Source organism: Bacteroides sp. RTP21281st1_H5_RTP21281_210402 (assembly GCF_040918965.1).
Taxonomy (GTDB): Bacteria; Bacteroidota; Bacteroidia; order Bacteroidales; family Bacteroidaceae; genus Bacteroides; species Bacteroides congonensis.
Map to the genome: position 1 here is coordinate 13,467 of NZ_JBCOWR010000018.1, position 25,972 is coordinate 39,438.

14 protein-coding genes are annotated in these 25,972 nt (G+C 43.2%); 5 read left to right on the forward strand and 9 right to left on the reverse strand.

Features of this window, described 5'->3' with window-relative positions:
* Positions 1 to 35 precede the first annotated feature (35 nt).
* From AB5443_RS20825 to AB5443_RS20845, 5 genes are read left to right on the forward strand one after another with little or no spacing between them, the layout of a single operon-like run.
* Positions 36 to 1,373, forward strand: a complete 1,338-nt coding sequence (locus AB5443_RS20825) for a two-component regulator propeller domain-containing protein (protein WP_368114347.1) — start codon at positions 36 to 38, stop codon at positions 1,371 to 1,373.
* On the forward strand, positions 1,333 to 4,182 hold the full coding sequence (locus tag AB5443_RS20830) for a response regulator (RefSeq protein ID WP_368114346.1): 2,850 nt from the start codon (positions 1,333 to 1,335) through the stop codon (positions 4,180 to 4,182). The genes AB5443_RS20825 and AB5443_RS20830 overlap by 41 nt, the downstream gene beginning before the upstream one ends.
* Before the next feature lie 48 nt (positions 4,183 to 4,230).
* Positions 4,231 to 4,992 carry a tRNA pseudouridine(38-40) synthase TruA gene (gene truA, locus AB5443_RS20835; protein ID WP_195406040.1) on the forward strand — a complete coding sequence of 254 codons (762 nt, stop codon included), beginning with the start codon at positions 4,231 to 4,233 and terminating at the stop codon, positions 4,990 to 4,992.
* Positions 4,993 to 5,022: 30 nt separating this feature from the next.
* Complete coding sequence (locus tag AB5443_RS20840; RefSeq protein ID WP_073347747.1) at positions 5,023 to 5,922, forward strand: DMT family transporter; 900 nt, start codon at positions 5,023 to 5,025, stop codon at positions 5,920 to 5,922.
* A 7-nt stretch (positions 5,923 to 5,929) separates the two neighbouring features.
* Positions 5,930 to 6,580 carry a DUF3256 family protein gene (locus tag AB5443_RS20845; protein WP_277135592.1) on the forward strand — a complete coding sequence of 217 codons (651 nt, stop codon included), beginning with the start codon at positions 5,930 to 5,932 and terminating at the stop codon, positions 6,578 to 6,580.
* A gap of 27 nt (positions 6,581 to 6,607) precedes the next feature.
* Here the strand turns inward: AB5443_RS20845 and AB5443_RS20850 are convergent, their stop codons facing one another.
* The 9 genes from AB5443_RS20850 to AB5443_RS20890 form a co-directional block, all read right to left on the reverse strand.
* Positions 6,608 to 7,696, reverse strand: coding sequence for a phosphotransferase enzyme family protein (locus AB5443_RS20850; protein ID WP_044654333.1), 1,089 nt, complete (start codon positions 7,694 to 7,696; stop codon positions 6,608 to 6,610).
* Positions 7,697 to 7,725: 29 nt separating this feature from the next.
* A complete protein-coding gene (locus AB5443_RS20855; RefSeq protein ID WP_368114345.1) occupies positions 7,726 to 11,067 on the reverse strand; it encodes a glycoside hydrolase family 2 TIM barrel-domain containing protein in 3,342 nt (1,113 codons plus the stop codon).
* A gap of 71 nt (positions 11,068 to 11,138) precedes the next feature.
* The gene (locus AB5443_RS20860) at positions 11,139 to 12,029 is read right to left on the reverse strand and encodes a YitT family protein (protein WP_022140453.1); all 891 of its coding nucleotides are present in this window, start codon (positions 12,027 to 12,029) and stop codon (positions 11,139 to 11,141) included.
* Between the two features lie 116 nt (positions 12,030 to 12,145).
* Positions 12,146 to 13,555: a Gfo/Idh/MocA family protein gene (locus tag AB5443_RS20865; RefSeq protein WP_073348469.1), complete on the reverse strand. Its 1,410-nt coding sequence runs from the start codon at positions 13,553 to 13,555 to the stop codon at positions 12,146 to 12,148.
* 402 nt (positions 13,556 to 13,957) lie between these two features.
* Positions 13,958 to 16,342, reverse strand: a complete 2,385-nt coding sequence (locus AB5443_RS20870) for a M60 family metallopeptidase (protein WP_277135589.1) — start codon at positions 16,340 to 16,342, stop codon at positions 13,958 to 13,960.
* A gap of 120 nt (positions 16,343 to 16,462) precedes the next feature.
* Complete coding sequence (locus tag AB5443_RS20875) at positions 16,463 to 19,168, reverse strand: M60 family metallopeptidase (protein ID WP_195405937.1); 2,706 nt, start codon at positions 19,166 to 19,168, stop codon at positions 16,463 to 16,465.
* Positions 19,169 to 19,193: 25 nt separating this feature from the next.
* Positions 19,194 to 20,621, reverse strand: coding sequence for a DUF1735 domain-containing protein (locus tag AB5443_RS20880; RefSeq protein ID WP_368114344.1), 1,428 nt, complete (start codon positions 20,619 to 20,621; stop codon positions 19,194 to 19,196).
* Positions 20,622 to 20,641: 20 nt separating this feature from the next.
* The gene (locus AB5443_RS20885; RefSeq protein WP_368114343.1) at positions 20,642 to 22,594 is read right to left on the reverse strand and encodes a RagB/SusD family nutrient uptake outer membrane protein; all 1,953 of its coding nucleotides are present in this window, start codon (positions 22,592 to 22,594) and stop codon (positions 20,642 to 20,644) included.
* 30 nt (positions 22,595 to 22,624) lie between these two features.
* On the reverse strand, positions 22,625 to 25,960 hold the full coding sequence (locus AB5443_RS20890) for a TonB-dependent receptor (protein ID WP_073347755.1): 3,336 nt from the start codon (positions 25,958 to 25,960) through the stop codon (positions 22,625 to 22,627).
* Between the last annotated feature and the right edge of the window lie 12 nt (positions 25,961 to 25,972).

A 25,972-nucleotide genomic window follows, 5' to 3' on the forward strand; every position in this document is an offset into this window, starting at 1 on the left:
TCGTCCATATCACATAAACAAAATGTAATTAGAATATGCGGAAGGTTTGTTTACTCCTATTGTTACTGTCTCGATTTATTGTCGCCTATCCTGTCGATACCTATTGGGATTTGATACCGGCGGTCATCAAAAATGAAGTTGGAAATAACACTATATATGATATCTGTTATGGGAGCGACGGGTTTATGTGGCTCTCTACAGATAAAGGTATTACCCGTTATGACGGATTCCGGTTTCGGGATTATCCTTTAATAATGAATACGGATTCTCTTTCCATATCCCTTCATCAAACAGTGAAAACTTTTCGTGAAGGTTCAGACGGACTGTATTACGCGTTGCTATTTGAAGGCGGATTAATTGGCTTCGATCCTGTTAGTGAAAAGTATTTGCCATTGAGTTTTGACAAACCCTTCAAGTTGGAAGAGGTGTCGGACTTTTATTGGAGCGGCGGAAAGTTATATCTGGCTACTTTACAGGGATTGTATGAAACCTCAGTTTCCCGTAGGACAGGGAAAAAAGGTGATTTTATATATTGTGTGCTGAGTCCGCAGCCTTTGGTGAAAGGAAAGATAGCTGACTTGTGTACGGACGGGAAGAATAAACTGTATTTTTCTGCGGATGAGAAAAAAGTGATGTCTTATGATATTGCTACGAAGAAGAGTTCTTTGATTAAAGAGTATAATGTAGTCAACAGACTATTCTTGCAAAATGGTTACTTATGGATTTGCGGATTATGGAATGATATTGTCTGTCATGATTTGAAGACACATAAGGAACAGGTGATTTCAATAAATAAGGTTTTCCGGACTGAATATTTCAAAAGATACATTACAGATTTGGTCTATAAAAATAGCAGGACTTTTTATCTGGCCACTTGGGACGGATTGTTTAAACTGAGTTTTGAAAACGGGAATTTGTGTGAAAGTTCGTTTACATTGACTCATTTGAGCGGGAATGCCGAAATATTTCGACCGAATATTGAAAATAGGATGACTTGTTTGTTGTGGGATGAGCAGCAGCAGATTTTATGGGCAGGTACTTTTGGCGGTGGAATTGCAAAATTTGATATTAGCAATAGTATATATAGCCGGGTGCAGCAGATGTTTAAATCCAGAATAAGCGGGATGATTGAGGATGCCAGGGGATATGTTTGGGTGGCGATGTCCGACGGTGGTATAATGAAGAGTACCGAACCTGTGCTTTCTGTGCATACGAGATTTGAACCTTGGGAGAAGATATCCGAATATTCCGGACGCTATACAATCTTTAAATGCAAGGGGGGGACAGATTTGGCTGGGAGGCAGGCAGGGAGAAGTTATTCTTATTCATCCGGTGACGGAGAAGGTGGAGTATTTTCATCTGCAGACGAGTGACGGAAAGGATATACACGCGGCTATTCAGTGTTTCTGCCAGGATTCGCGAAACCGCCTGTGGATAGGTACTTCGGAAGGACTGATGCGGTTTGACCCTAAAGCACGGGCATATAAAAAGATAAATCTTCCCGTCGGAATAGAGAGCATATTTGCCATGAAAGAGGATAAGGAAGGTAATATTTGGATTGGTACGAATAAAGGACTGAAAAGAATTAACACCGAGGATGACCTGGTTCGGGTGGAAGGAGACTATGAAAGAGAGAATGGACTTGCAGAAACGGCCGTACGGACTATCTATGTGAATAACTACAATCAGATTTATGCTGCTTATCTCAATCTCGTAGTCTGTATTGACGGAAGAAAGAGGGATAAGATTGAATCGATATATACTTTGCAAAACGGATTGCCGAACGGACATGTCAGTTGCATGGTGGATGATTATATGGGTAGTATATGGGTGGGGAATAATGTGGGAGTCATGACGATCCGCAACGGTCAGGAGGCTTTCTATAATTATTTGTTAGTGGGCAACTGCAATTCTGTGTGCCGGCTGAACGATGGACGACTGTTATGGTCAAATTCCTGGGGATTGATTTTCTTTGATCCGGCGGCTGTTAAAGCAACAAAAAGGAAGAAACGGGTGACGCTGACAGATATAAAGGTGAATGGAGAAGTCATTTTGGCGGGAGAAAAGCGGAATGGACAGGTGGTTCTTTCCGGAGCTCCGGAAAAGCAGGAAAAACTGGTCTTTTCGAGCCGTAATAATAGTTTTCATTTATATTTTTCGGATTTACGTTACGGGATGGCACAACGCAAAATAGCTTACCGCTTGCTTCCTGTAGATACAGACTGGAAGATGCTGCCACTTGAGGAGGGATTATGGTATAAAGGACTGGCTGCCGGAAAATATACATTGCAGGCGAAACTTGTATTTCCGGACGGGAAAGAGGGTGAGGAGTATCAGATAGACGTGGTGGTGAAAAGTAAATGGTATTACACTGTGTGGGCATATATGGTGTATGTATTGTTGACCGTTTTGCTGTGTTGGTTCCTTTATGCTTACAATAAAAAGAAAGAATTGCACAAACAACTACGCCGTGACAAGGAGATAATGTTACGGGAGAATTTGAATCTGGAAAAAATGAAGCAGGAGCAGAAGCGTGAGAAAGAGGTCATGAGAAAACGTCTACTGATGTTGTTTGTGCAGGAATTGCGCACTCCTCTATCATTGGTTTTTGCCCCGTTGAAAGATTTGCATAGTAAGTTTAAAGGGCAGAACCCATCCCTACAAGTGGCATACCGGAACGCACTTCGTATGTTGGATGCCTGCGACCAGCTATCAGCCATTTATGGTCCGGAGGGATTGGCTGCGAAGCTGGAAGTTGCTTCATATCCGGTAGAAAAGGTAATTGATAGTAACCTTTTTAAGATTCGCGAACTGTTGAAGATTTATCCTATAGATTTCCGTTGTGAGATGAGAATTAGGAAGGAACTGGAATTTTATGTGGATGAAAAGAAGATAGAATTTATTATCCATAATCTGTTGACCAATGCTTTCACCCATACGAATTATACGGGAGTTGTCTCTTTCTCTGTATACGAAACGGTGAGGGATAACTTGACTTATGTCAGCTTGATGGTGACGGATGATGGCAATGACGAAGTAAAAACACTTGAACAACAACTGGGTGAGGATGAGTGGGGTGGTAATGATCTGTCTACCACACAGCTCGGATTTTCTACTGTGCAGCAGATAGTTGAGGCACATCACGGCATGATTTCTTTTGAAAGTTCAGAGGGAAAAGGAACGAAAGTTACGGTGCATCTTCCTACAGATAAGTCTGTCTTTGAAAATGATTCGAATGTCTTGTTTGTTGATCCGGAAGAACTGACGAAGCAGGATATTGTGCCGATAGGAGAAACGGAACAGGAACTGTCGGCAGATAATGAGTTGACAGAGGAAGCATCGGAGCCCGGGATACCGCTACAGCCTGCTGACGCGAAAATAGAACAGTCGCAATCTGCTGCCGATAAGAAAACAATATTGATTGTAGAAGATCATAAAGACATTCGTGTGTATCTGAAGGTGCTGTTGGGCAAAGAGTATAACCTGTTGATGGCAACCAACGGGCAGGAGGGAGTTGACATGGCAATGAAGGAACTTCCCGATTTGATACTCTGTGACGTAATGATGCCGGTGAAGGATGGATTTGCGTGTTGTCGTGAGGTAAAGGAAGGGCTCGAAACTTGTGGCATTCCTTTTATCATTTTGACAGCGAAGGTGGAAGATGAAGATGTTATTCACGGGTTGGAACTGGGAGCGGACGATTATGTACTGAAACCTTTTACTCCCAGCATTTTGATAGCGAAAGTGCGTAATTTGATAAACGGGCGTCAGGCATTGAAGCAGATGTATTCTAAATTATTTATGCTATCGGGAACGGATGCGGGTACAGTAAACGACGAAACGGAACAAGTGGTAGAGGAGGTGAAAACGGAAGATCCGTTTATCAATTCTGTTATCAGGATTGTTGAAGAGAATATATGTGAAGCCGACTTTAGCGTGAAGAAACTGGCATCGGAAATGAATATGAGCCAGCCGACTCTTTATAGAAAAGTAAAGCAGAGTACCGACTATACCATTATAGAACTGATCAGGGGAGTACGTATGCGCCGTGCGGGCGTATTGCTGAAAACGAAACAATATGGTGTGCAGGAAGTGGCGGAAATGGTGGGATACAATGATATTCCTACCTTCAGAAAACATTTTGTAGATGCATTTGGTACTACTCCTTCCACTTATGAATAAAAAAATGACTACTTTTGCACGCGAAAACCCTAAAAAGAAGGAATGAGCGTGCAAAGGTATTTTATTTATTTAGCTTATGACGGAACCAACTATCATGGTTGGCAGATTCAACCGAATGGGATTAGCGTACAGGAATGTTTGATGAAAGCATTGTCTACCTTTCTGCGTCGTGATATAGAAGTGATAGGTGCGGGCAGAACGGATGCGGGAGTGCATGCGTCTTTAATGGTAGCTCATTTTGACTATGAAGAGCTATTGGATACTGATTCTGTCACTGATAAGCTGAATCGTCTGTTACCCCCGGATATTTCCATTTATCGGGTTTGCCGTGTCAGACCGGACGCTCATGCACGTTTTGACGCAACTGCCAGAACGTACAAGTATTATGTAACAACTGCGAAATATCCTTTTAACAGGCAATATCGTTGCCGTGTCTTTAATCCATTGGATTATGAACGCATGAATGAGGCCGCACGTACCCTGTTCGAATATACGGACTTTACAAGTTTCAGCAAACTGCATACGGATGTAAAGACGAATATTTGCCATGTCACTCATGCCGAATGGACACAGGAAGAAGATGCTACTTGGGTGTTTACCATTCGTGCCGACCGCTTTCTGCGGAATATGGTGCGCGCCATAGTGGGAACTCTGATTGAAGTGGGGCGTGGAAAACTATCGGTCGAAGGTTTCCGGCGTATTATAGAGCAGAAAGATCGTGGGAAAGCCGGAACGTCGGTTCCCGGAAATGCGCTGTTTCTGGTAAATGTAGAATATCCTGCAAGTATATTTGCAAGTGGTGAATCGTAAGTAGTAAATTATAAAATAGTAAATCTCCTCATGTGGTTATTATTAGCATTTCTCTCGGCGACTCTGCTGGGATTTTATGATGTATTCAAGAAGAAATCGCTGAAAGATAATGCGGTACTTCCCGTTTTGTTTTTAAACACTTTCTTTTCAAGTCTTATCTTCCTGCCGTTTATTCTGTTTTCTGCATATCAACCGGACTTGTTGGATGGAACGATATTCAATGTTCCGGTTGCGGGCTGGGAACAGCATAAATATATTATCATCAAGTCATTTATCGTATTATCTTCATGGATATTCGGTTATTTTGGTATGAAGCATCTGCCCATTACCATCGTAGGCCCTATCAATGCCACTCGTCCGGTGATGGTACTGGTAGGAGCTATGCTTGTATTTGGCGAGCGACTGAATCTCTACCAATGGATTGGTGTAATGCTGGCTATCGCTTCTTTCTTCATGTTGAGCCGTTCGGGAAAGAAAGAAGGAATTGATTTCAAACATAATAAATGGATCTTCTTTATTGTATTGGCAGCGATAACAGGGGCTATCAGCGGACTGTATGACAAATATCTGATGAAGCAACTGAATCCGATGTTGGTGCAGTCCTGGTACAATGTCTATCAGGTCTTTATCATGTGTCCTATCTTGCTGTTACTTTGGTGGCCGAAAAGAAAGTCCACCACTCCGTTTCGCTGGGACTGGACAATCATTCTGATTTCCATTTTTCTTTCGGCGGCAGACTTTGTCTACTTTTATGCATTAAGCTATGACGACTCCATGATTTCCATCGTTTCGATGGTTCGCCGGGGAAGTGTCATTGTTTCTTTCATTTTCGGGGCCCTTTTCTTCCGTGAAAAGAATTTAAAAAGCAAAGCGATTGACCTTATACTGGTGTTAATCGGAATGATATTCTTATATTTGGGGACTAAATAAGATTGATATGAAAATAAATACACTTTTTATCGCTATATTCTTTTCTGTTGTCGGATTATTTTCCTTGACTTCCCTTCAGGCACAAGAAGCTAAAACCTTGTTTGTGAATATGCCGGATTCTTTGAGTCCCTTATTGACTAAAGTGAATCGGGCGGATTGTGTGGATTTTCTGGAAAGCAAAATGAAGGCACAGGTAGAAAACCGTTTTGGCAAGAAGTCGGAAATGACTGAACTTGGAAAAGACTATATCCGCATGCAAATGTCTTCGCAAACTACATGGCAGATGAAGGTATTGGCATTGAATGATACAACGAACGTGATTTGTACGGTGTCTACCGCTTGCGCTCCAGCTTGTGATAGTAGTATTCGTTTTTATTCGACTGACTGGAAACCTCTTACCGAGTCACAGTTCATTAGTCTGCCTGCAATGAGCGATTTTCTGAATATACCGGATTCGGCAGCTATCTATGACTTTAACGAGGCTAGCCGTTCAGCCGATATACTTTTAATGAAAGCTGATTTCAATAAAGAGAATACAGAGCTGACCGTTACACTTACTACTCCTGACTATATGTCAAAAGAAACGGCGGAAAAACTGAAACCGTTTCTCCGCCATCCTATTGTGTATCATTGGGAGAATGGAGCTTTTACTAAGTAAACTCTCCACTCTCTCCGTTTTTTATTCTTAGCTCTTTAAGCATTCATTGATAAATGACACCATTTCCGGTGTGTGTGCTTCTACGCTTTGAAGTAATTTGAATTGTGCCTTGGTGCGAACCAGATTATGTTCCGGATATTTGATCTTGTAGTAAGTATCTCCGTTGATATAATCGGCAAGGAAACGTACGCATTGCATATATGGGAATAAAGCCGCAGCATAAGGAAGATTTTCTATCTCAATCGGTGTCAGGAATGACTTGGCACCTTTCAGATAACCTTTCGTAAATGCCTTGAATATTTCCATGTTGAAGTTCACACGGTCGAGGTCTTTGTCATCCTCATCACCAGTGTTGGCTCCTGTACGCAGGAAGTCACCGTAATCGGAGAATATAAAGCTAGGCATCACTGTATCCAGATCGATAACGCAAAGCACTTTACCCTCTTCGTCGAACATCATATTATTAACTTTCGTATCGCAGTGGCATACACGTTTCGGCAACTTTCCTTCCCGATACAGACGTTCCGCTTTGCACATTTCGTCTGCACGCTTTTCTATTTCATCCAAAAAGTATTGCACCTCTGTTACTCGTCCGGCAGCGTTGGCAGCAACGGCATCGCGTAACTGTTTCAAACGGAACTCCATATTATGAAAATCGGGGATAGTCTCACCCAAAGTTTCAGGAATATCCGCCAGCATAGCCTGGAAGTTACCGAAAGCTTCTCCGGCATAATTTGAGTATTCGGGATTTACAGTTTCATAAGTCTTGGCACGTGGAATGAATACCATAACACGCCAGTAGTTGTCACCATCGAACCAATAAGTCTTACCTTCTTCTGTTTCAACGAAAGACAGGACTTTACGGTCAATATCCGATTCTCCCGCTTCTGTCAATTTCTTACGTATATGTCCTGTGACAGCGGCAATATTGGATTGAAGCATTTCTACATTCTGAAAGATAGCATGGTTGATGCGTTGCAAAACGTAGTCGGGAGCGTCTGCTTCCTTCGTGTTTACTTTGTAAGTGTCATTGATAAGTCCTGCTCCCAACGGTTTGATTTCTTCTACCGTGCCTTGGACTTTGAATTTAGCTACAATGCTAGATAAATCTTTCATGGGTCTTTTCTTTAAAATTTATACTAAGGTTATTGATAATCATATTTGGCAGCTTCATTAGCTTGACCGGCCGAACGGACGGGAACCAGTGTGAATCCCCAGTTGTATTCACGGTTGGCAGGGATCTGATGGAAAGGTTCCGGACGTGCTCCCCAACTGTCATAGCCACCGACTCCCTGTTGCTTCATATCCACGCAAACTTCCACAAAATCTCTTGGAGTAATGTCATTAACGTGATGCATTCTTCGTAATACGTTGCGGGCAGCTTTCTCGTCATGATTGGCAACCTCTTCCGGACTGAAGTTATTCCATTGATAAGGGTGGGGCAGAGCCTCTTCCGAGTCGAAGTCTTCGATGGAGTTGCGCAAAGCATTGAACCCGATAAGACTGTCGGCTACAATAGCTAGTCCGTTCCCTTTATCGGGCGACAAGGCAATCCAACGGGTATCCGTACGATGTCCGTTTTCCTGCGGGCGAACGTAGTTGAAATACATCTTGTCTGCTGTTGTTTTATATACGCCAACAAGAGTACCATGATTACGGTCGATATAATTCTCTTCCGGGCCGCGACCGAAGTACTGTACATTATTCATCTGAGCCGGCAGGCGGAAACGTACGCCGATACGGGGAACTTCCAGTTTGGAAGCAGCCTTGCGGGCAGCGTCGCTTCCGGGGGTGAAGGTAGCTGTACGGGTAGCTTCGGAAACTTCTGTTTCGGCAGCTTGCATATCTGTTGAAGTAAATTTGGCGTTTACATTCACCACTCCGCTCGGATAAATCTTATAAGTAACGACATAGAGATTACCGGCAGCCAATAAATAAGTTACTTTCAATGAAACGACTTTATTGTCCGTAGTCATGCCGGCATCCGTCACATGGAAATTCTTACTTGATTGTTTCCAGACTTGCAGGCGTTTGGGAGCGCCGTTTCCGTAATCATTATCGTTGGGAGCACGCCAGAAGTTAGGTTGAATTCCAAATCCGTCTTTGAAGTACTCTGTTCCGTCTACTTTGTAAGAAGTAACCAATCCGCTTTTCTTGTTAAATACAAAGTTCACTTTTGAAGACGACGCTATCAGTTCATCTCCTTGTGTAGATGTACTTAATGCAGGGCCGCTGACTTTATATGCTCCTTTCTCTGCCTGGATAGGAAGCTGGAACTGGTCGTATGCAATTTCATATCCCACAGGAATCAGAGGTTCCGGTTCTGTAGTTGTCACACTGAAGTTGACAAAATATTCAGTTCCCGGCTGGGCCTTCAAACCATTTACCGGCACTGTAAACTCTTTGGATGCTTGCGGAGCGATATCCAAGGATACTTTTCCACCTCTTATGTTCTTACCGTTAGCAACGACATTATAATGAATCTGATATTTTTTCAGATTGGTAAAGTAGAAGCGGTTGGTAATTTTGAATTTACCGGACGCAGCATCTGTTGCTTCAAAGCCTACATTCTGGTGTACATACTTCACTTCAGCCATTGCCGGATGAGGACCGCGGTCGGGATTTACAAGACCGTTGCAAAGGAAGTTACCGTCACTAGGCGCATTTACACCGAAGTCACCGCCATAAGCCCAATATTCTCTTCCGTTCTTGTCTTTCTGAAGGATACCCTGATCCACCCAGTCCCAAATATATCCGCCTTGTAGATTGGGATACTTGTAGATAGCCTGCCATTGTCCCCACAGGTTTCCCGTAGAGTTACCCATAGCGTGTGCGTATTCGGAAGGAGCTATAGGACGGTCGCTGCCGTTCTTGCCTATATTCTCCAACCAGTCAGCGCCCGGATATTGGGGAACATACATGTCGGAGTTCCATTCCCATTGCGCACGTTCATAGTTTACAGGGCGTGCCATGATATTTTTGTCCGCTTCTTTCACCCACAGATACGTCTGATAGAAGTTATATCCGTTTCCGGCTTCATTACCCAATGACCAGAAAGTTACACTGGGATAATTCTTGTTGCGTTCAAACATATTAATGGTACGGTCCATATGTGGTTTCAGCCATTCCGGGTTGTTACCCAATGAGCCGCCTTTGCGCAGGTCATAATACATTCCGTGGCTTTCGATGTTAGCCTCATCATATACATAAAGTCCATATTCATCGCAGAGTTCGTAGAAACGGCGGTCTTGCGGATAGTGGCAGAGACGTACACTGTTTAAGTTGTGCTGTTTCATCAGCTCAAAATCACGGCGCATCAGTTCTTCTGTTACATAGTGTCCTGTTGCCGGATTGTGCTCATGGATATTTACGCCTTTCAGTTTCAATGGCTGTCCGTTGATGAATAAGCAAACATATGGTTTGCCGTTAGCAGCTTTCTGTTCGATTGGTTTGATTTCAATGCGACGGAAACCGACATTGAAAGGAATGATTTCATTTACTTTTCCGTTTTCTTTTACCGTCATCAGTAATTTATACAGGTTCGGATGTTCCGATGTCCATGTGTTTACATCAGCCAGTTTTTTATCGAAAGAGAGTGTACGTACTTCATCGGCAGGGATATAAGCTGTTTTCTCTTCGGTAGCGATAACTTTTCCTTGAGCGTCCAATAATTCATAAACTAATGTAAGATTGGCTGCTTCTTTTTTATGGTTCCTCAAGTCTGCGTTCAGGTCGAAAATACCATTCTTGTAACTGTCATCCAAGGTTGATGTTACTCTAAAGTCCTTGAGGGCAGCTTTAGGTTGTGAATAGACAAACACATCACGTTCAATACCACTGATACGCCAGAAGTCCTGACATTCGAGATAAGAACCTGTGCTCCAGCGGAAGATTTTCAGGGTCAGTACATTCTTGCCCGGTTTCACGTATTTGTTTATCAGAAATTCGGCAGGATTCTTGGAATCCTCGCTATATCCTACTTCTTTGCCGTTGATATAAACATATACGCCTGACTTGGCTCCTGCCAGATGCAGGTAAATATCACGTCCGTCCCAGTCGGCAGGGATATCGATGTCACGGCGGTATACACCTACGGGATTAGCTTCCGGTAGGAGTGGGGGCTGCGGATTGCGCGCCTTGAACTCGTAGCCGTGATTCGTATAGATGGCTACTCCATGTCCCTGTACTTCCCAGTTGCCGGGTACCTGAATATCATACCATGATTCCGTACTGGTGTTCGGGTCGGTAATGTTGGCGGGAAGGTTCTTGTAAGAATCTACAAAGTAAAACTTCCATGTTCCGTTTAGTAACCGGTAGTATTTACTCCGTTCAAATTTGCCGCTCATGGCATCGTCCCGGTTGTCATACGTCATAAACGAAGAACGGGGATACTCTTTGTTGACTGCTACTACCTGCACATCTTGCCAATAAGGCTTTTTCGCATTATCAGCTATGGCATTGGTTGTTACCAGGGAAAATATTCCCATAAAAATGTTAGTTAATAAGAGGGGGTACGATCGAAATTTCATGTTTTTCAATATTGGTTTCTCATTCTTTTTTATTTCACTTTGATATGGTCAAATCCTTCTCCGTAAACTCCGATGACAGCACTTTGCGATACAAAAGCTTTCGGGTCGATGTCTTTAATCAGCCGGAAGATAATGGTAGATTCTCGTTTCTTGGCCAATACAAACATCATTTTCTGTTCTCGTCCGGTGTAGAACCCCGTTGCATTGATAATTGTAACTCCCCGGTGCGGATATTCGTTGATTCGTTTTCCTATTTCCTGATATTTATTGGATATAATGAAAAACTGTACGGACTGCCGGGCGCTATTCACTACCTGATCGAGTACGAAGCTACAAATATAAAGAGTTGCGAATCCATACACTACTTTTTCCCAGTCTTTTAAGACAAAATAACTGGATACTATAATAATCATATCACAAATTAATACAACTCTCCCTAGTGTGATATCCCGGTATTTGTTGATAATGGCTGCGATAATATCAGTACCGCCGGTACTTCCGTTGGCCGAAAAGGCAACCCCGATGCCACCGCCACAGAAGGATGCTCCGATAACGCATGCCATAAAAGGCTGGTCGTGAAGAAGGCTGATACCTGCCGCCAATTTCTGTATCACAGATAAGAAAAAGGTCAGGGTGAATACTCCGAAAATAGTTTTGATGCAGAATTTCAAACCGAGGAGTTTGAGAGCCAGTAACAGCAGGAAGAAGTTGATAGTAAAATACGTATATTGCACAGGGAAGCCGGTAGCCCAATATACGATAGAAGCAATACCCGGTACTCCCCCGGTAGTGATATCATTAGGAAGCAGGAAAACTGTCCAGCCGATACCGTATAAAATCATGCCGATGGCAATCATTACATAATCTTTGGCTTCGCGGATAATGCTTTGCTTGGAAGGCCTTGGAATAGCTGTTTTCATAAATGTGATTATGATGTTCTATAAAATGTTCAAACACGAACCTATGAATAATCCGGCTTTGGGGGAAAGCCGGATTGCTTCACAGTGTTCGTGTAAAAAAGTACAATACTATTTTATTATTTTACAAAAGCATGACGGTAACCTTTTACCTTATTCCATCCGCCGCGGGTGAAATCGGGCACTTCAACCGGAGCTGAATTGTTTTCGATAGAAAGGCGGGTAAGTTCAGCCATACAGCACCATTCTGCAAGGTCGTAAACGTCCATATCCAATGGCAGACCATTCTGCAGGCAGTATGCCAGGCGATAATCCATGATAAAGTCCATACCACCGTGACCACCTACTTTCTTGGCAGTCTCTTCCAGTTCTTTGTGAATCGGGTGTTTGTATTTATCCATCAAGGCTTTTCTTACATCAGCAGGTACGGAACCGTGCGCGTTCAGATTTTCGTGATTAGGAACATCGTCAGAGTCAACTTGTGAAGGTCTTAAACAATATTCTTCAATCGGATACTTGCTTGCGTAACCGTCGGCTCCCACAATCTGATACATGCGGCTGTATGGACGCGGAGTCATTACATTATGCTGAATCAACATAGTCTTACCGTTTTCCGTGCGGATCAATGTTGAAGTCTGGTCACCGTTCTGGAAGTCTTTCACTTCTTCTCCTGTCTGTTTTTTGATATAAGCCGGACCGTTAACAGCTTTTGTATCCATTGCCACTAAAGTTTTCATGCGGTCGCCACGGTGGATGTCAAGTAATTGGCAAGCCGGGCCCATGCCGTGAGTGGCATATACATCACCACGATGCTTTTGGTTGTAATCCATACGCCAATTGTTCCAGTATGCACCCCAGAAGTCTTCCAAATTGTGGATATATGAACCTTCTACGTGAAGCACTTCTCCGAAGACACCTTGCTGTGCCATATTCAAAGAAGTCAGTTCAAAGAAGTCATATACACAGTTTTCCAACTGCATACAGTGCTTACGGGTCTTTTCAGACGTATTGATTAATTGCCAGATTTCATCCAATGTCATGGCTGCAGGCACTTCGATAGCTACGTGCTTGCCGTGTTCCATGGCATAAACACCCATTTCCGCATGGTGCTTCCAGTCGGTTGCTATATATACAAGGTCGATATCATCCTGTTCGCAGAGTTTTTTCCATGCGTCTTCCGAACCGCTGTAAGATGCCGCTTCCGGCAGTCCTGCATTTTTCAAAATTTCCTGTGATTTCTCTACACGTTCAGGAGTAAGATCGCATAAAGCGACAATTTTAGTTCCCGGGATATGCGTCCATCGTGCCACAGCACCGGGACCACGCATTCCCAATCCGATGAAACCGACACGTACGGTATCAATTTTGGGAGCAACAAGTTGGATTACATCCTCTTGACCGGCAGGGCGGGCAGGGGTTTCTACCTTGATCGGTGCAAAAGCTTCCTGAGCTTTTTGCGGAGATGTGCAGCTTGTATGGCAGGTTAACAAAGTAAGACCGATAGCTGCGACTGTAAATAGCTTTTTCATCATAATTTTATGTTTTTAATAGGGGGTTATTTGTCGTTTTTCATTTAGTTGTCAAAAGTAGTAATTAATAGTCAATTCTGTATGTTTGTCACAGATATTTTTACTATAAATTCATATTTCGGGTAGAAAATGAGTTCTACTTTTCTCATTGGTTTCATCTTGGCTTAATGTGTTTGAGTTATGACGGTGATATTTCTTATATACGACATAAATACACATCGTAAAGGGTACTCCCCTATGATATAACGATTTATTTAGCATTTCTTAATATTTGAGTTTACGGTTATTCTTTGAACGTATTCAAATATAAGACACGTTACTAAAGCATTCTCCTAGGATATAAGTCATCTTTTTGTATTACTTAACTTTTCGCATGAATGCAATCATTTGTATCCGGATAACTCATTCTTCCAAATTAATACGTTTTCCATCAGCCTGTACAGCGTATAACTTGGCATACGTCAGCGATACCGCCAGTGGAATCTCGAACTTGGTGAAAGTAGAAAAATAGAGTAGTTTTCCATTAGCGTCTTTTTCCCTGAGTTCGAAGGCTACTGCTTCATCTCCGTTGGTGATAGTCACTTCCCGTCCGTTGATATATCCTTTTATATCTTTAGTGATAGGTCGTATCGTTTGGAACTGCGTGTAGTAACCCACATCCGGTGGAGTAGTGTCCAGTCCCTCATCACCTGCTTTCCGGTCTTCCAGATAGTAGAACGGCTTGGCTTTCTTCGGATATTTAGCCATAGCTTGTTTGGTTTCCTTAATCATATTCTCCGTCACGGTATATTGGTAGCTGCCATATTGGTCTAATTGTGTATCTACCGGTACAAAGAATCCCCACATTTCAAAAAACTCGGTCAGGTCTTCCTGTGCCGCTTCACAGGCCATCCGGGCAAACAGAAGTTGTTTGACTCCCGGATTATTGGAAGCAGTACGATTTTCGCGCATGAGTTTGAATAATCTTTGCCAGAAATCAGGTTTGTGTCCGCAACGATGATAGTAGTTCCATAGCTGCCAGTTCATACGCATATGTAGTTCTGTATTTTCTCCCTGATAATTGCTGCCGAAGTTGCACCAAGGGCGGTTGAGTACACAATGGGCTTCCGAAAGGGTCATTTTCGTGATATTTCCGTTAGAGTCGGTAGTACGGTTGTCTGCTGCTTTGGGGAGATTTAATTCCGTGCCACGAGAGCAATATTTACCTAGTTTATATAGGATGAAGTTTGAAAACAGATTATTGGATGATTCGGTGGAACTCGGCCAGTCAATTGCCAGTTGGTGAATATGCCCGATTTCATGTGCGGGTCCCCAAGCATTGTCTTTGGCACTCATTACATTATCATATAACAGGATATTCTGCAGGTAGGTATATACAAATGCGATGCGATAATCTGATGCCCACATATAAGCACCTTCGGGTGAAATAGCAAACAAATGATTGTTTACCTGAGCAGGCCGCACATCTTCAATGCCCATCAACTCCTGTTCCCAACCGATGATGTTGTCCCACAGGTTGATGGCGGATAATATTTCATCTTTTACGAATTCGCGAAGTTTATCCCGGTGGAAATAAAAGATAATCTTATCACCACGCACCCCGAAATACTTGTCAGTGGCTTTGGATAACAACTCTGCATATTTGGCATCTGTCTTATGTTCTTTCAGGTCAAAAAAGCCGCTGACCGTTCCGCTCCCTAACGGGATATGTATTTTTATCGGTTTCGGATTACTGGTCAGGTCACAGTTGTACATGACAAACAATTGTCCTTTGTTACGCATCTTGAACTTGTTGATGCCCGGTTCCAGGTAATAAACATCCCCCGAAGCGGCAGTCTGTACATATTCCTTTGCTTCCCCAAAGTTTGTTTTTTCTTCTCCCACACATTGTAGTGAAACTTCGCGTCCATAAGTGTCGCCTACGAGAACGATAATTTCATTGTCTTTTTCCACAGCAATTCCGGTTAGGTTGTCCAGGCTGCTGTAATGCTTGGTCATTAGCTTTTCCGCCCATTCGTTGACATTGCTATAGGCATTGTATTTGCGGATACGGAATTCTTTCTCCCATTCGTCATACGAATTATTTTTTAGCGCTTCGGCTATATGTATGAAATATTTGTTGGGTAACTTATTGATTTCTTTATCTGTAACATCAGGTTTCAACTCGCTGCAAGTAATATCTTTAAATACAGTCAGCAATTTGCCTTCTAATGTCTTGTCTGTATTCTTCTGGAAAAAATGCATTTCATCACAACTTGCAAAGTTGCCAAGCCCGCTTTTTACAACGAATTTTACTCCTGTAGCTTTTATGCCTTCCTTGAAAACGATCCTGCTCGGATCATTCTTCATTTTGAAGTCATAAGTTCCTTGTAATGTATAATTCTTTCTGGCGGAGTCGGTAGAGGTATACACTTCTACTTCACCAAAATTACCATTGCCGGAACGGGTATAATAGATAAAGTAATTGATTTCCATATCTCCTTTGAAGAAATACTCCAAAGTAACCGGGAAGGAGGTGTTGCTCCATGAGCTATGGTAATGGGATTCGGAGGTTCCTATAGTAAATTTACCGTCATAAGATTTGTCTATGTCAGAACCCGGTTGGCATTCACTGGCTTTTCCACCGACCGGGATAATTTGGATATCCTCGGGGAGTGTTATCTCTTTAATTTCTTCCTCTTCAAAATTGGGAGAAGGTGGAATCAGTGTTTTATCGCTGGAAGAACAGGAGTGAAGTATACTTCCGCAGATAAAAATACTTAATAAGTTCGTAGTTATGTTTTTCATGTCATTAATATGTTAGCGGTTGATAAAAGAAGAGGAAATACCACAAAAGTCTATCTATTATGATATAACAATATCGTATAAATAGTTTTTGTAGTATTTCCTCTCTTTATAGTGATTAACTTACTTCTTTTCCATCAGTATGCGTGCTCCGTCTGCTTGTACGGCGTAAATGCCGCAACCTGCTATAGAGACGGTGCGCGGAACAAAGAATTCGAAAGAATTGGAGAAGTAAACCACATCACCCATAATCTTTTCCCCGTTGCTGCCGGTTTCTTGTTTTCTAACTTCAAAGGCTACCGCTTGTTCTCCGTTGCTGACACTGATTGCTTTTCCTTGTGTGGAAGCTTTTTCTGTGTAAGTCGGAGTCTTGCTTATCTTTACATTATCTTTGAATGTAGTATAGTAACCTACATTACCTACCTCCTTGAAGCGATAATCACCTTCAGGGAAGAATTCCTGCTTACGGTCTTCGATATACTGGATCGGAGCGGCTTTCGGATAATTTTTGTTCTTGATATACTGCTTGGTTTCTGCGATCATAGATTTGCTAACCGTATATTCGAACGTACCATACTGATTGATAGATTCACTTACAGGTTTGAAGAATCCCCATGTTTCGAAGAATTCCGTCAAGTCTTCCTGTGTGGCATCACATACCGCTTTTACAAATGCCATTTGACGTCTGCCCGGGTCGCTTTCCGGAATATCCTTGTATGTTGTACGCATGATTTCAAATATTCTCGGCCAAATAGTCGGGTTCTCTGCAGTTCCCTTACATAATTCGTAATATATCCAAAGTTGCCAGTTCATACGCATATGCACCTCGGTATCTTCGTTTTGGTGTGTAGAACTGCCCATATTATACCATGCACGTCCATCTCCATAAACCGATTTTGCCATATAGTCCAGACCGCGTCCACGTGATTTGTACTTGCCTAGACGGTAGATGACGTAGTTGGAGAACAAGTTGTTGCTTGATTCCGTAGAACCCGGCCAGTTGATGGCATATTGATGAACGTGTCCCATTTCGTGTGCCGGCCCCCATGCGTTATCTTCTGCTGCCATTACGTTGTCATAGAGCAGAATGTTTTTCAGGTAGGTGTAAACGAAAGCTACGCGGTAGTCTGACGCCCACATGTAGCTTCCTTCCGGAGATATGGAAAACATATGGTTATTGTAATATCCGTCTTGACGGTATTTCTCAACCCCACTCATTTCCTGTTCCCATTTCAGAATATCATCCCAAAGATGAATTGCAGACAGGATTTCTGTAGGCGCTGCATCCAGCATTTTGAGACGGTGGAAGTAGAACATCATCCGTTCGCCGCGCACACAGAAATATTTGTGGGTTGCTTTGCTCAACAATTCCGCATATTTGGCATCCGTCTTATGCTCTTTCAGGTCGAAGAAACCATTGACAATACCACGTCCCAGTGGAATATGGATTTTGACCGGAGCCGGATTCTGCTTCAATCCTTCTCCTTGCACATTGTACATGATAAAGAGCTGTCCTTGTCCATTCATCTTCAACATATTCACGCCCTCTACTAATGAGTATTTATCTCCGCTGGCTGCTGTTTGTACGTAGTTTTGCGCGTTCGGGTCCTGATGGTCGAAGTCTTGCTTGACTCCACCCTCTTCCCATATACATTGCAGTGAAACTTGCTGTCCTTCAGGTATTGCACCGACCAAAACCATCAGTTCCTCGTCCTTTTTCACATAGATACCCGTCGGGTTATCCAAATCTGAATATTTCTTAGTCTGTATGCGGTTAGCCCAATAATTATTGTTGCTATATGCTTCATACTCCCGGATACGGAAATTTTTCTCCCATTCATCGTACGTATTGTTTTGGAGTGCTTTAGCTACGCGTTTCAGGGTATTGCTGGTCAATGCTTCGATTGCTTCATTGGTAACGTCGGGTTTCAGCTCAGAACAAGTAAGGTCTGTAAAGACATTCAGTATAGGAGCATTCATGTCGCGATAGTTAGTCTTTTCATAGAATTCCATTTCCCCGCAACTTACAAAGCCTCCTAATCCACTTTGAATTGTGAATTTTACTTTATCAGCTATAATACCTTTGGTCAGAATACCGCTAATTCCATTGATTGTACCTTCGGCAAACTTGAAGTCAAAGCTTCCGACATCCACATAATTTTGTTCGTTGTCCGCTTTGCCGGCAGGTAGTACACTGACGCTGAACTCCCCGAAGTTTCCATTTCCATTTCTCGGATAATAGATAAAGTAGTCAATCTGCTTATTGGGATCAACAGTGTATGTAATGTGGAATGGGAAGTTGGTTTCTCCCCATGGCGAGTGGAAATGATTTCCGTCAGGTTGTGTCAGGGCAGGGTCCTTTACTCCATCGAATGTTTTTTCGATGTTCCAGCCTTCTCCTTGACTTGCGTCTGCGATAGCGCTGATGATAGGAACTCTGGTGTCATTCTTAAACTGAACGTCATTAATACCATATTGTGTCAGGGTAATAGTATAGTTGGCATCAACAACTTCTGATGTGACAGTGACTTTGGCAGTACGTTCGTTTGTCAATTTGCTGTCCAGAACAGATAAAATTATTTCATCTTTTTGCTGGAATGCAGTTACCCATTTCTGATTGGAATTTACAGACCACTCACTTACACGCATGTTAGTCTTTACGGGTATTGAGATTGTTGTGCTGCGGAAGTCGATTTCTTTGTTCAGTTCGCTTCCGTCAATTTCAAATTGCTTGGCTACAAGTTCTTCTTCGTCGTCTTTACAGCCGGTGTAAACGGTCATGGTAAAGAGACATAAGAGGAAAGTCAGATAATTGTATATATGTTTCATAAATAGTTAACTTTAATGGTTAATTTTAATTTGCCCATATTTTAAGTTCGGCCATACCCCAGCAACCGCCTGCAGTGCCTGTTCCGTCTACCGGTTCATTTCCTGTTTTAACGGCTATTCTTATATATTTAAATGGCTGGGAGGAAACAAACACTTTGGATGAGTATTTTTTGTGTGCTTCATATCGTGCTGGAACACCTGAAACATCACCTAGTTTGAACCATGTAGTGGATTCACTATTTGTTGTAACTTCATCATCGTTGGAAGCCCAGAGTGATATATCTTGTGGATTGGTATTACCACCTCCTCTGGTTATGTATTCAAACATGACGGAGTGTACCTCTTTGCCTATTCTAACATCTAATGGAGTACCATAAGTTGTATTTCCGGTAATTGCCCAATACTGAGTTTCAAAATGAGTCTCATTATTATTGTCAATCAAATTGCCATAATCATTACTGATATGCCAACCATACACATCGAAGAAGCTTTCTGTTGTCAATTCAATTCTGTCAGCTTCCGGATCTAGCGGATATTCCAATATTATATAATGCAACTTCTCACTTACAGAAATGGTTTCTATTTCTGTGATAGGTTTAAGTTTCAAAGGAACTAGATAAGTATATCCTTTGGCTAATCCGGCTCGTCTGATTCTTATCGCAGCCGCAGCTTCGTTATTACCTGCTTCGAATACACCTTCATTGATATTTACGATTGCCGCTTCGGGAGTCATCAGGTAAGCGGTGCCATTAGCTGTGTTATACGCATTTAATGCCTCATCGCTTCGGTCTACTTCTATTTGAGCGGTGAAATTCCACGTATTCTGTACGCCTGATACCATAGCCATTCCTGCTTCAAACGCCCATTCGTCTCCTGTTACAGTGTTCAAATTAACCATTTGACTTCCTTTCTTGAAATAAATGCTCAACTTGGTGACATTCAGTTTCAATATCAAATCTTTTTTGTCTTGGTTGACTTGGTCGTTCGGACTGCTGAGACGGAAAGGAATGATATACACATAATTGGGATTTTCGTCCTTTGTTTCGGCTATTTCCTCCAAAATTTTGGCAGGAGACAATTTCATCTTCACCTGTTTATAAGCGTCGGCAGAAGTAAGTTCGAGTGGTTCAGACTTGTAAGTATAACAAGCAGATGATAGTACCTTGTAATTATTTCCTTGGTAACGTGCGTCTTTGTCAACTTCAGCTTGCGACATGATTTTTACTTGTGCCTGTGCGGTAGCCGCCGGGTTACTTCCGGTTTTTACGACAGTCAGTGAATAGTCTACCTGTGATCCGTCGTCAAAGAGCTCTATAGTCTGTTGACCATAGGTTTTCAGATAGAGAATTTTGTCATATTGCTCAGGGATCAAGTCTTCGTAGCTGTCTTCCTTACAGCCTCCGAGTGCAGTGATTGCTCCCAAGAAAAGGAATGAATATATTAATTTCTTCATATTTGTATACTTGTTTAAGATTAATATTCCGGTGCTTGAACCATCTGTGTGTTTTTATACACTTCGTTCACGAATACCGGAGCCAGATACATACGATTCTCCCATTTGAAATCCTGTTGTACGGCAACAGGTTGGTTCAATTCTTCGAAAGAAGGATTTTCCAACTTTTCTATATTGAGTCCTTTGCGTACACCGGCAGCAAACGCTTGCGGAGCGGTCATCCAACGACGGGCATCATAGTAGCGGTGACCTTCACCATACAATTCAATAAAACGTTCGTTGTGTACCCATTCTACTAAGGACATTCCTGATGCTTCGATTATTTCGTGTGTCAATTCAGGAATACCGGCACGGCGGCGAATCACATTCAAATACTTCAATGCGCTGGTTTCATCCGGATTGTCTTTGGACGCATAACATTCTGCCAGGTTCAGATAAAGTTCCGCCAGACGGACGAGCGTAGCGGGATAATCTTTCTGGTCAAGGTTTCCGTACTGTGTCCAGTTAGTGTTCGGACGGATGAATTTCTTGCAGAGATAACCGGTTACGCAGTAGTTACGTGCACTGTTGCCTGTGACGCTTTTTCCTTGCTTGGCAGGATCCTTCAGATTGATTTCCAATGGTTCGCCGTTGTTTAACTTCACAGCATACTGGTCGCCGTCAAATGCAATCCACGCATAAAAACGGGGTTCGCGGTTGGAGTTAAGACGAATGATGTCGCCCTTGTAAGGTTCATACCATGTATCTTCTGCCGCAAAAGTGCCTTGTTCGGCAGCGATGCGAGGTAAGATACCGTCTTTCGTATAGAATTTTTCTACGGCATTGAGGTAGGGTGATATGCCGCTATATCCGTCGTTCCAGTAAGTACCATTGTTCTGTTTACTGCAATGCAGGGGCAAACAAGCCAATTTTTGGTTGTAAGTATCCGTTCCTGCCACTCCCCAAATCATTTCCTTGTTTCCGTCAGAGTAGCGTGTCGTTACGATGTAACGCATCAGCATGATACGTTTCTTGAATTCGTCTGTAAATGCGTCATTGTCTACCGGTGCTTTCAATTTCTTGAAAGGATCACCTAGCTGGTCATTACTGATCAGATTATCACAGGCAGTGATACCCATTAGTGCGTTTCCACCGTCGCCTTCCGCCCATTCCAATGCATCTTTACAAGCGGTCAGTGCGCGTTCCCATTTATCAGGGTCGTAAGTCCTGCTCACGAGTTCATATCCATATCCCGGTGTAGTATATTTTTCATTTTTCCATTCGGGGAAAGGGAATTGACCGTTCCATAGCGGAGAAGCCGCATAGAGCAGTATACGAGCCTTGATAGCTTTGGCTATGGTAGAAGTGGCACGTCCCCATTCGTCTCCCACACGGGATGCCGGAAGGTCTTCTGCCGCTTTGTCGAGCTTCATGCAAATCCAGCTCACTACATAGTCGAAGTGTGAACGACCGTTATATTCGTTGGAAGGCGTATCCATATCGATATATGAGTCGGTGATGGGAATCGGGCCGTAATACTCCAGCAAGCGGTAGTGATAGTAAGCGATTAGGAAATTCGCTTCTGCGCTCCATTCCTTTTTCAGCACGTCGGATATGCCTTGTGCGTTCTCCAATTGCGAGAGGAACAAATGGCACTGGCCGATATAGCGGTAGAACGTACCCCATTTCCATGCAGAGGCATTGCCGGGCGTAGCGAGCCCCCATGCCACCTTTTGTCCGTCGTGGCTCCATAGTGGAGGCAGGGCATATTCATCTGTTGATGCTTCTACTCCTGTATATTGCCAGGGGAAGAAGTCTTTAATACCGGCATAGCAGGAATACAAGAAACCTTTAGTCGATTCCGGCGTTTTAGTGGCATCTTTCAGTCCGGCTTGTTCGGGAGGAACAACGTCCAGATAGTCACAAGATGTAAGACAGCAAGCTGCTATCGCGAGCATTCCGCCTATTTTGGTTAATGTATCTTTCAGTCTCATATATGTGAGTATAAAATTTAAAGTTACTGTTTAGAAATTAAGTTGTACGCCGACGTTGAATGTGCGTTGCAACGGGTAAGAATTGTAAGAGAGTTCCGGATCCCAAAGCTTGAACGGGCTGAAAACAGCTAAATTGTCGCCACTGAGATAGACACGACCGTATCTGAAACTGTATCCGAGCTCCAATGTTTTGAAACGCAGGAAGTTACCGTTGCGCATCCAGTATGAACTGGCTACGTTGTTATTGGCTGTCTGCGAACCGACCAATCCCAGACGTGGATAAGTAGCGTTCGGGTTCGGGTTAGCTTCCGTCCAACGTTCGTCAGCGATGAATTGCATCACGTTATAGTCGCTTTCTCCGAACGGTGTGACACCGCTGACCATGATTTTACGCTTGGCGGAACCGTTGAAGAACACTCCGAAGTCGAACTTCTTATAGGTAATGTTCATACCCAGACCATACTGGATACGCGGGGTTGTGCCATAAGGTGAAAGCATCACCTGGTCGTTGTCATCAATCTTACCGTCACCGTTGATGTCACGGTATTTGATATCACCGGGTTTCACCACACTACCCAAATTCTGTTCGGGGCTGTTGTCTATTTCTTCCTGACTTTTGAACAATCCTTCTGCTACATAACCGGTAGTGCGGCTAAGTGGCTTTCCGGTAGATGTTTTCCATACGTACGGATAAACAGGTTCATCCAAATCGACATATTTGTTTTCCGTATAAGTGAAGTTTCCGCGGAAATCGACAAAGAGGTCTTTGATGATTTCTTTGTGCCAGTTGACACTTAGTTCGAGTCCCCAGTTGTCTACCTTACCTTTATTGCTCCACGGTTTTGCGGTGTAGTATGCCAGTGATTCCGGCCATGCTTCCCGGTTCAGCAAGATGTTGTAACGGCGTTCTTTGAAGTAGTCGGCAGTAATGGTGAGTTGGCGGAACAGTTCGAGGTCAAGACCGATGTCGAGTTTCTTCACGCGTTCCCAGCTTGCATTCTGCACGGCATATGTAATCATTTGCGGTCCGCTTAGGGTGTAATTCATATCTACACCGGTGGTGAAGCCGATATTGTTGAGATATACTTGATCGATGTAAAGGAAGTGTTGTGCTCCGGCACCCATACCGGTTTCGTCACTACCAACCAGACCGTAAGAACCTCTGATTTTCAGATTGTCGATCATATCGGTCATGGGTTCAAAGAATTGTTCGTTACTGATTACCCAACCTAATGAAATGGCAGGGAAGAATTCGAAGCGGCTTTTCTTAGCCAGACGTTCGGTACCGTTGTAACCGAAGTTTAATTCAACAAGGTAGCGTTGGCCGTAGTCGTAAGTGAAACGTCCGGAGATACCTTGGTTGCGTTGCGGCAGTACATCACTGCGGTATTCACGTTGCATGTACATCAACATACCTGTGATATGATGTAAACTGAACTGGCGGTCGTAGTTCAGACGGGCATCCATATAAAATGTCTGGTCGGAAGATTTGCCTATTGCGGAAGTTGCCAGATAGTCAGTCCCGTTGGTGTTCAACGCTTCCATTTCGTAGTCTGTCGGGTTAGCTGGATTGTAGCTGCCGGCTTTCACTCCATAGTAATAAGGATTGATGCTACGATTGTAACTGGATGATGACCAGTTCTTCCAATTCACCATAGCCTGGATACTCAACCCTTTGGTGACGAAGTCCAGTTTCTGGTTGATTTTCAGAGAAGTATTTAATGTGTTCTCGTTGTTTTCTTTAAATGAACTCAACATATAGGCGTAGGGGTTGGTACGCAAACTTGAACCTGCCCAGCGTGCATTACCGAAACGGATGTGCGTGTCTCCTTCTTGTGCGGGGAAGGTGGCGGGGAAATATACAGGGTTGGTAGACAACATCATGGCAAACAGACTGGAGGTACTATAGTTGGGCCCTTTCTGGTTGCGGATCTGCGCATTCATGTGCAGGTCAATTTTTGTGGTCGGAGTGACTTTGTATGAAATGTTGTTCTGGAAGTTATATCCCCAGTTGTTAATATTGTTGTCATAGGAATATACTTTCTTGGTATTCAGCAGACCAGTGTCGTGATTGGCTTGTAAGCTCATATAATAAGACGCCTTGCTACCACCGCCGGAGATGTTGACATTTACACGTTGGTTCATATTCATGTTTTTGAAAATCATGTCTTGCCAGTCTACATCCGGATATACATAGGGGTTTATATGGTTGCGTGTGTTGTCGATAGCTTGTTGGGTGTATTTGGGGGTAGCTTGTGGGTTACGGGTAATTTGTGCTTCATTGTAGAGTTCCATCCATGTAGCTCCGTCTACAAATTTCGGCATATTCATCGGCTTGTTGAAAGAATTTTCGAGAGTTACGTTGATACGTGTCTTCTCGTTTTCTTTACCTGTCTTGGTGGTGATCAGCATGACACCGTTTGCACCGCGTGCACCATAAATGGCGGTTGCGGAAGCATCTTTCAGGATAGAGAAACTTTCAATGGTTTCAGCAGGAAGGTTATTCAGGTCGGAAGTAGATATTTCTACATCGTCGAGCAGAATCAACGGAGTGGCACGTCCACCGAAAGTACTTACGCCACGGATGTAGAATTCTGAAGCTGCTCCGGGCTCACCGGACTTTGTCATTGCGATAACTCCGGAAAGTTTACCGGCAAAAGAAGAAGTTAATGATGAACTGGGGGCTTTCAAAGTCATACCTTTCACACTGGTGATTGAACCTGTGACGCTGACCTTTTTCTGTGTACCGGCACCTACTACCACTACTTCACTCAACAACTGGTTGTCCGATTCCATCTTTACGTTGATGACACCGAGGTCACCCACATCGACTGTCTTTTTCTTGTAGCCGATGTAACTGAATTCCAGTTGTACTCTTGAGCCGCTGACCGAGATGGTGAAATTACCGTCCAGGTCGGTAATGACTCCGTCTTTCTGTCCTTTCACCACAACGGTGGCACCGATGACCGGATCGCCATTTTCGGCATCCACCACCGTACCCGTAACACTACGCTTCTTTTTAGGTTGCTGTTGGGTGCTCTCTTCTTTGTTTACTTTCAGTATGATCTCGTTTCCTTTGATCATGTAGGTAATTCCGCTGCCATTGAATACTTCTTTCAGAACTTCTTCAATGGAGCCTTCACAATTGAAATTTTTGTTGGTTGTGTTTTTCAAGTCTGCAGCATTGTAGAAAAACGTGTAGTTACTGTTTTTTTCAATTAGCTGAATAGCTTGTTTGATACTCATTGCCTGCCCTTTTACTGAGATTACTCCTTGCGCTCCTAAAATGTTGAGCGGGTAAAAAAGCAACAGCAGTACGATATACTTCAGATATCGTTTCTTGTCAAAAAAATGAATTTTTCTCATGCTTTTGCATTT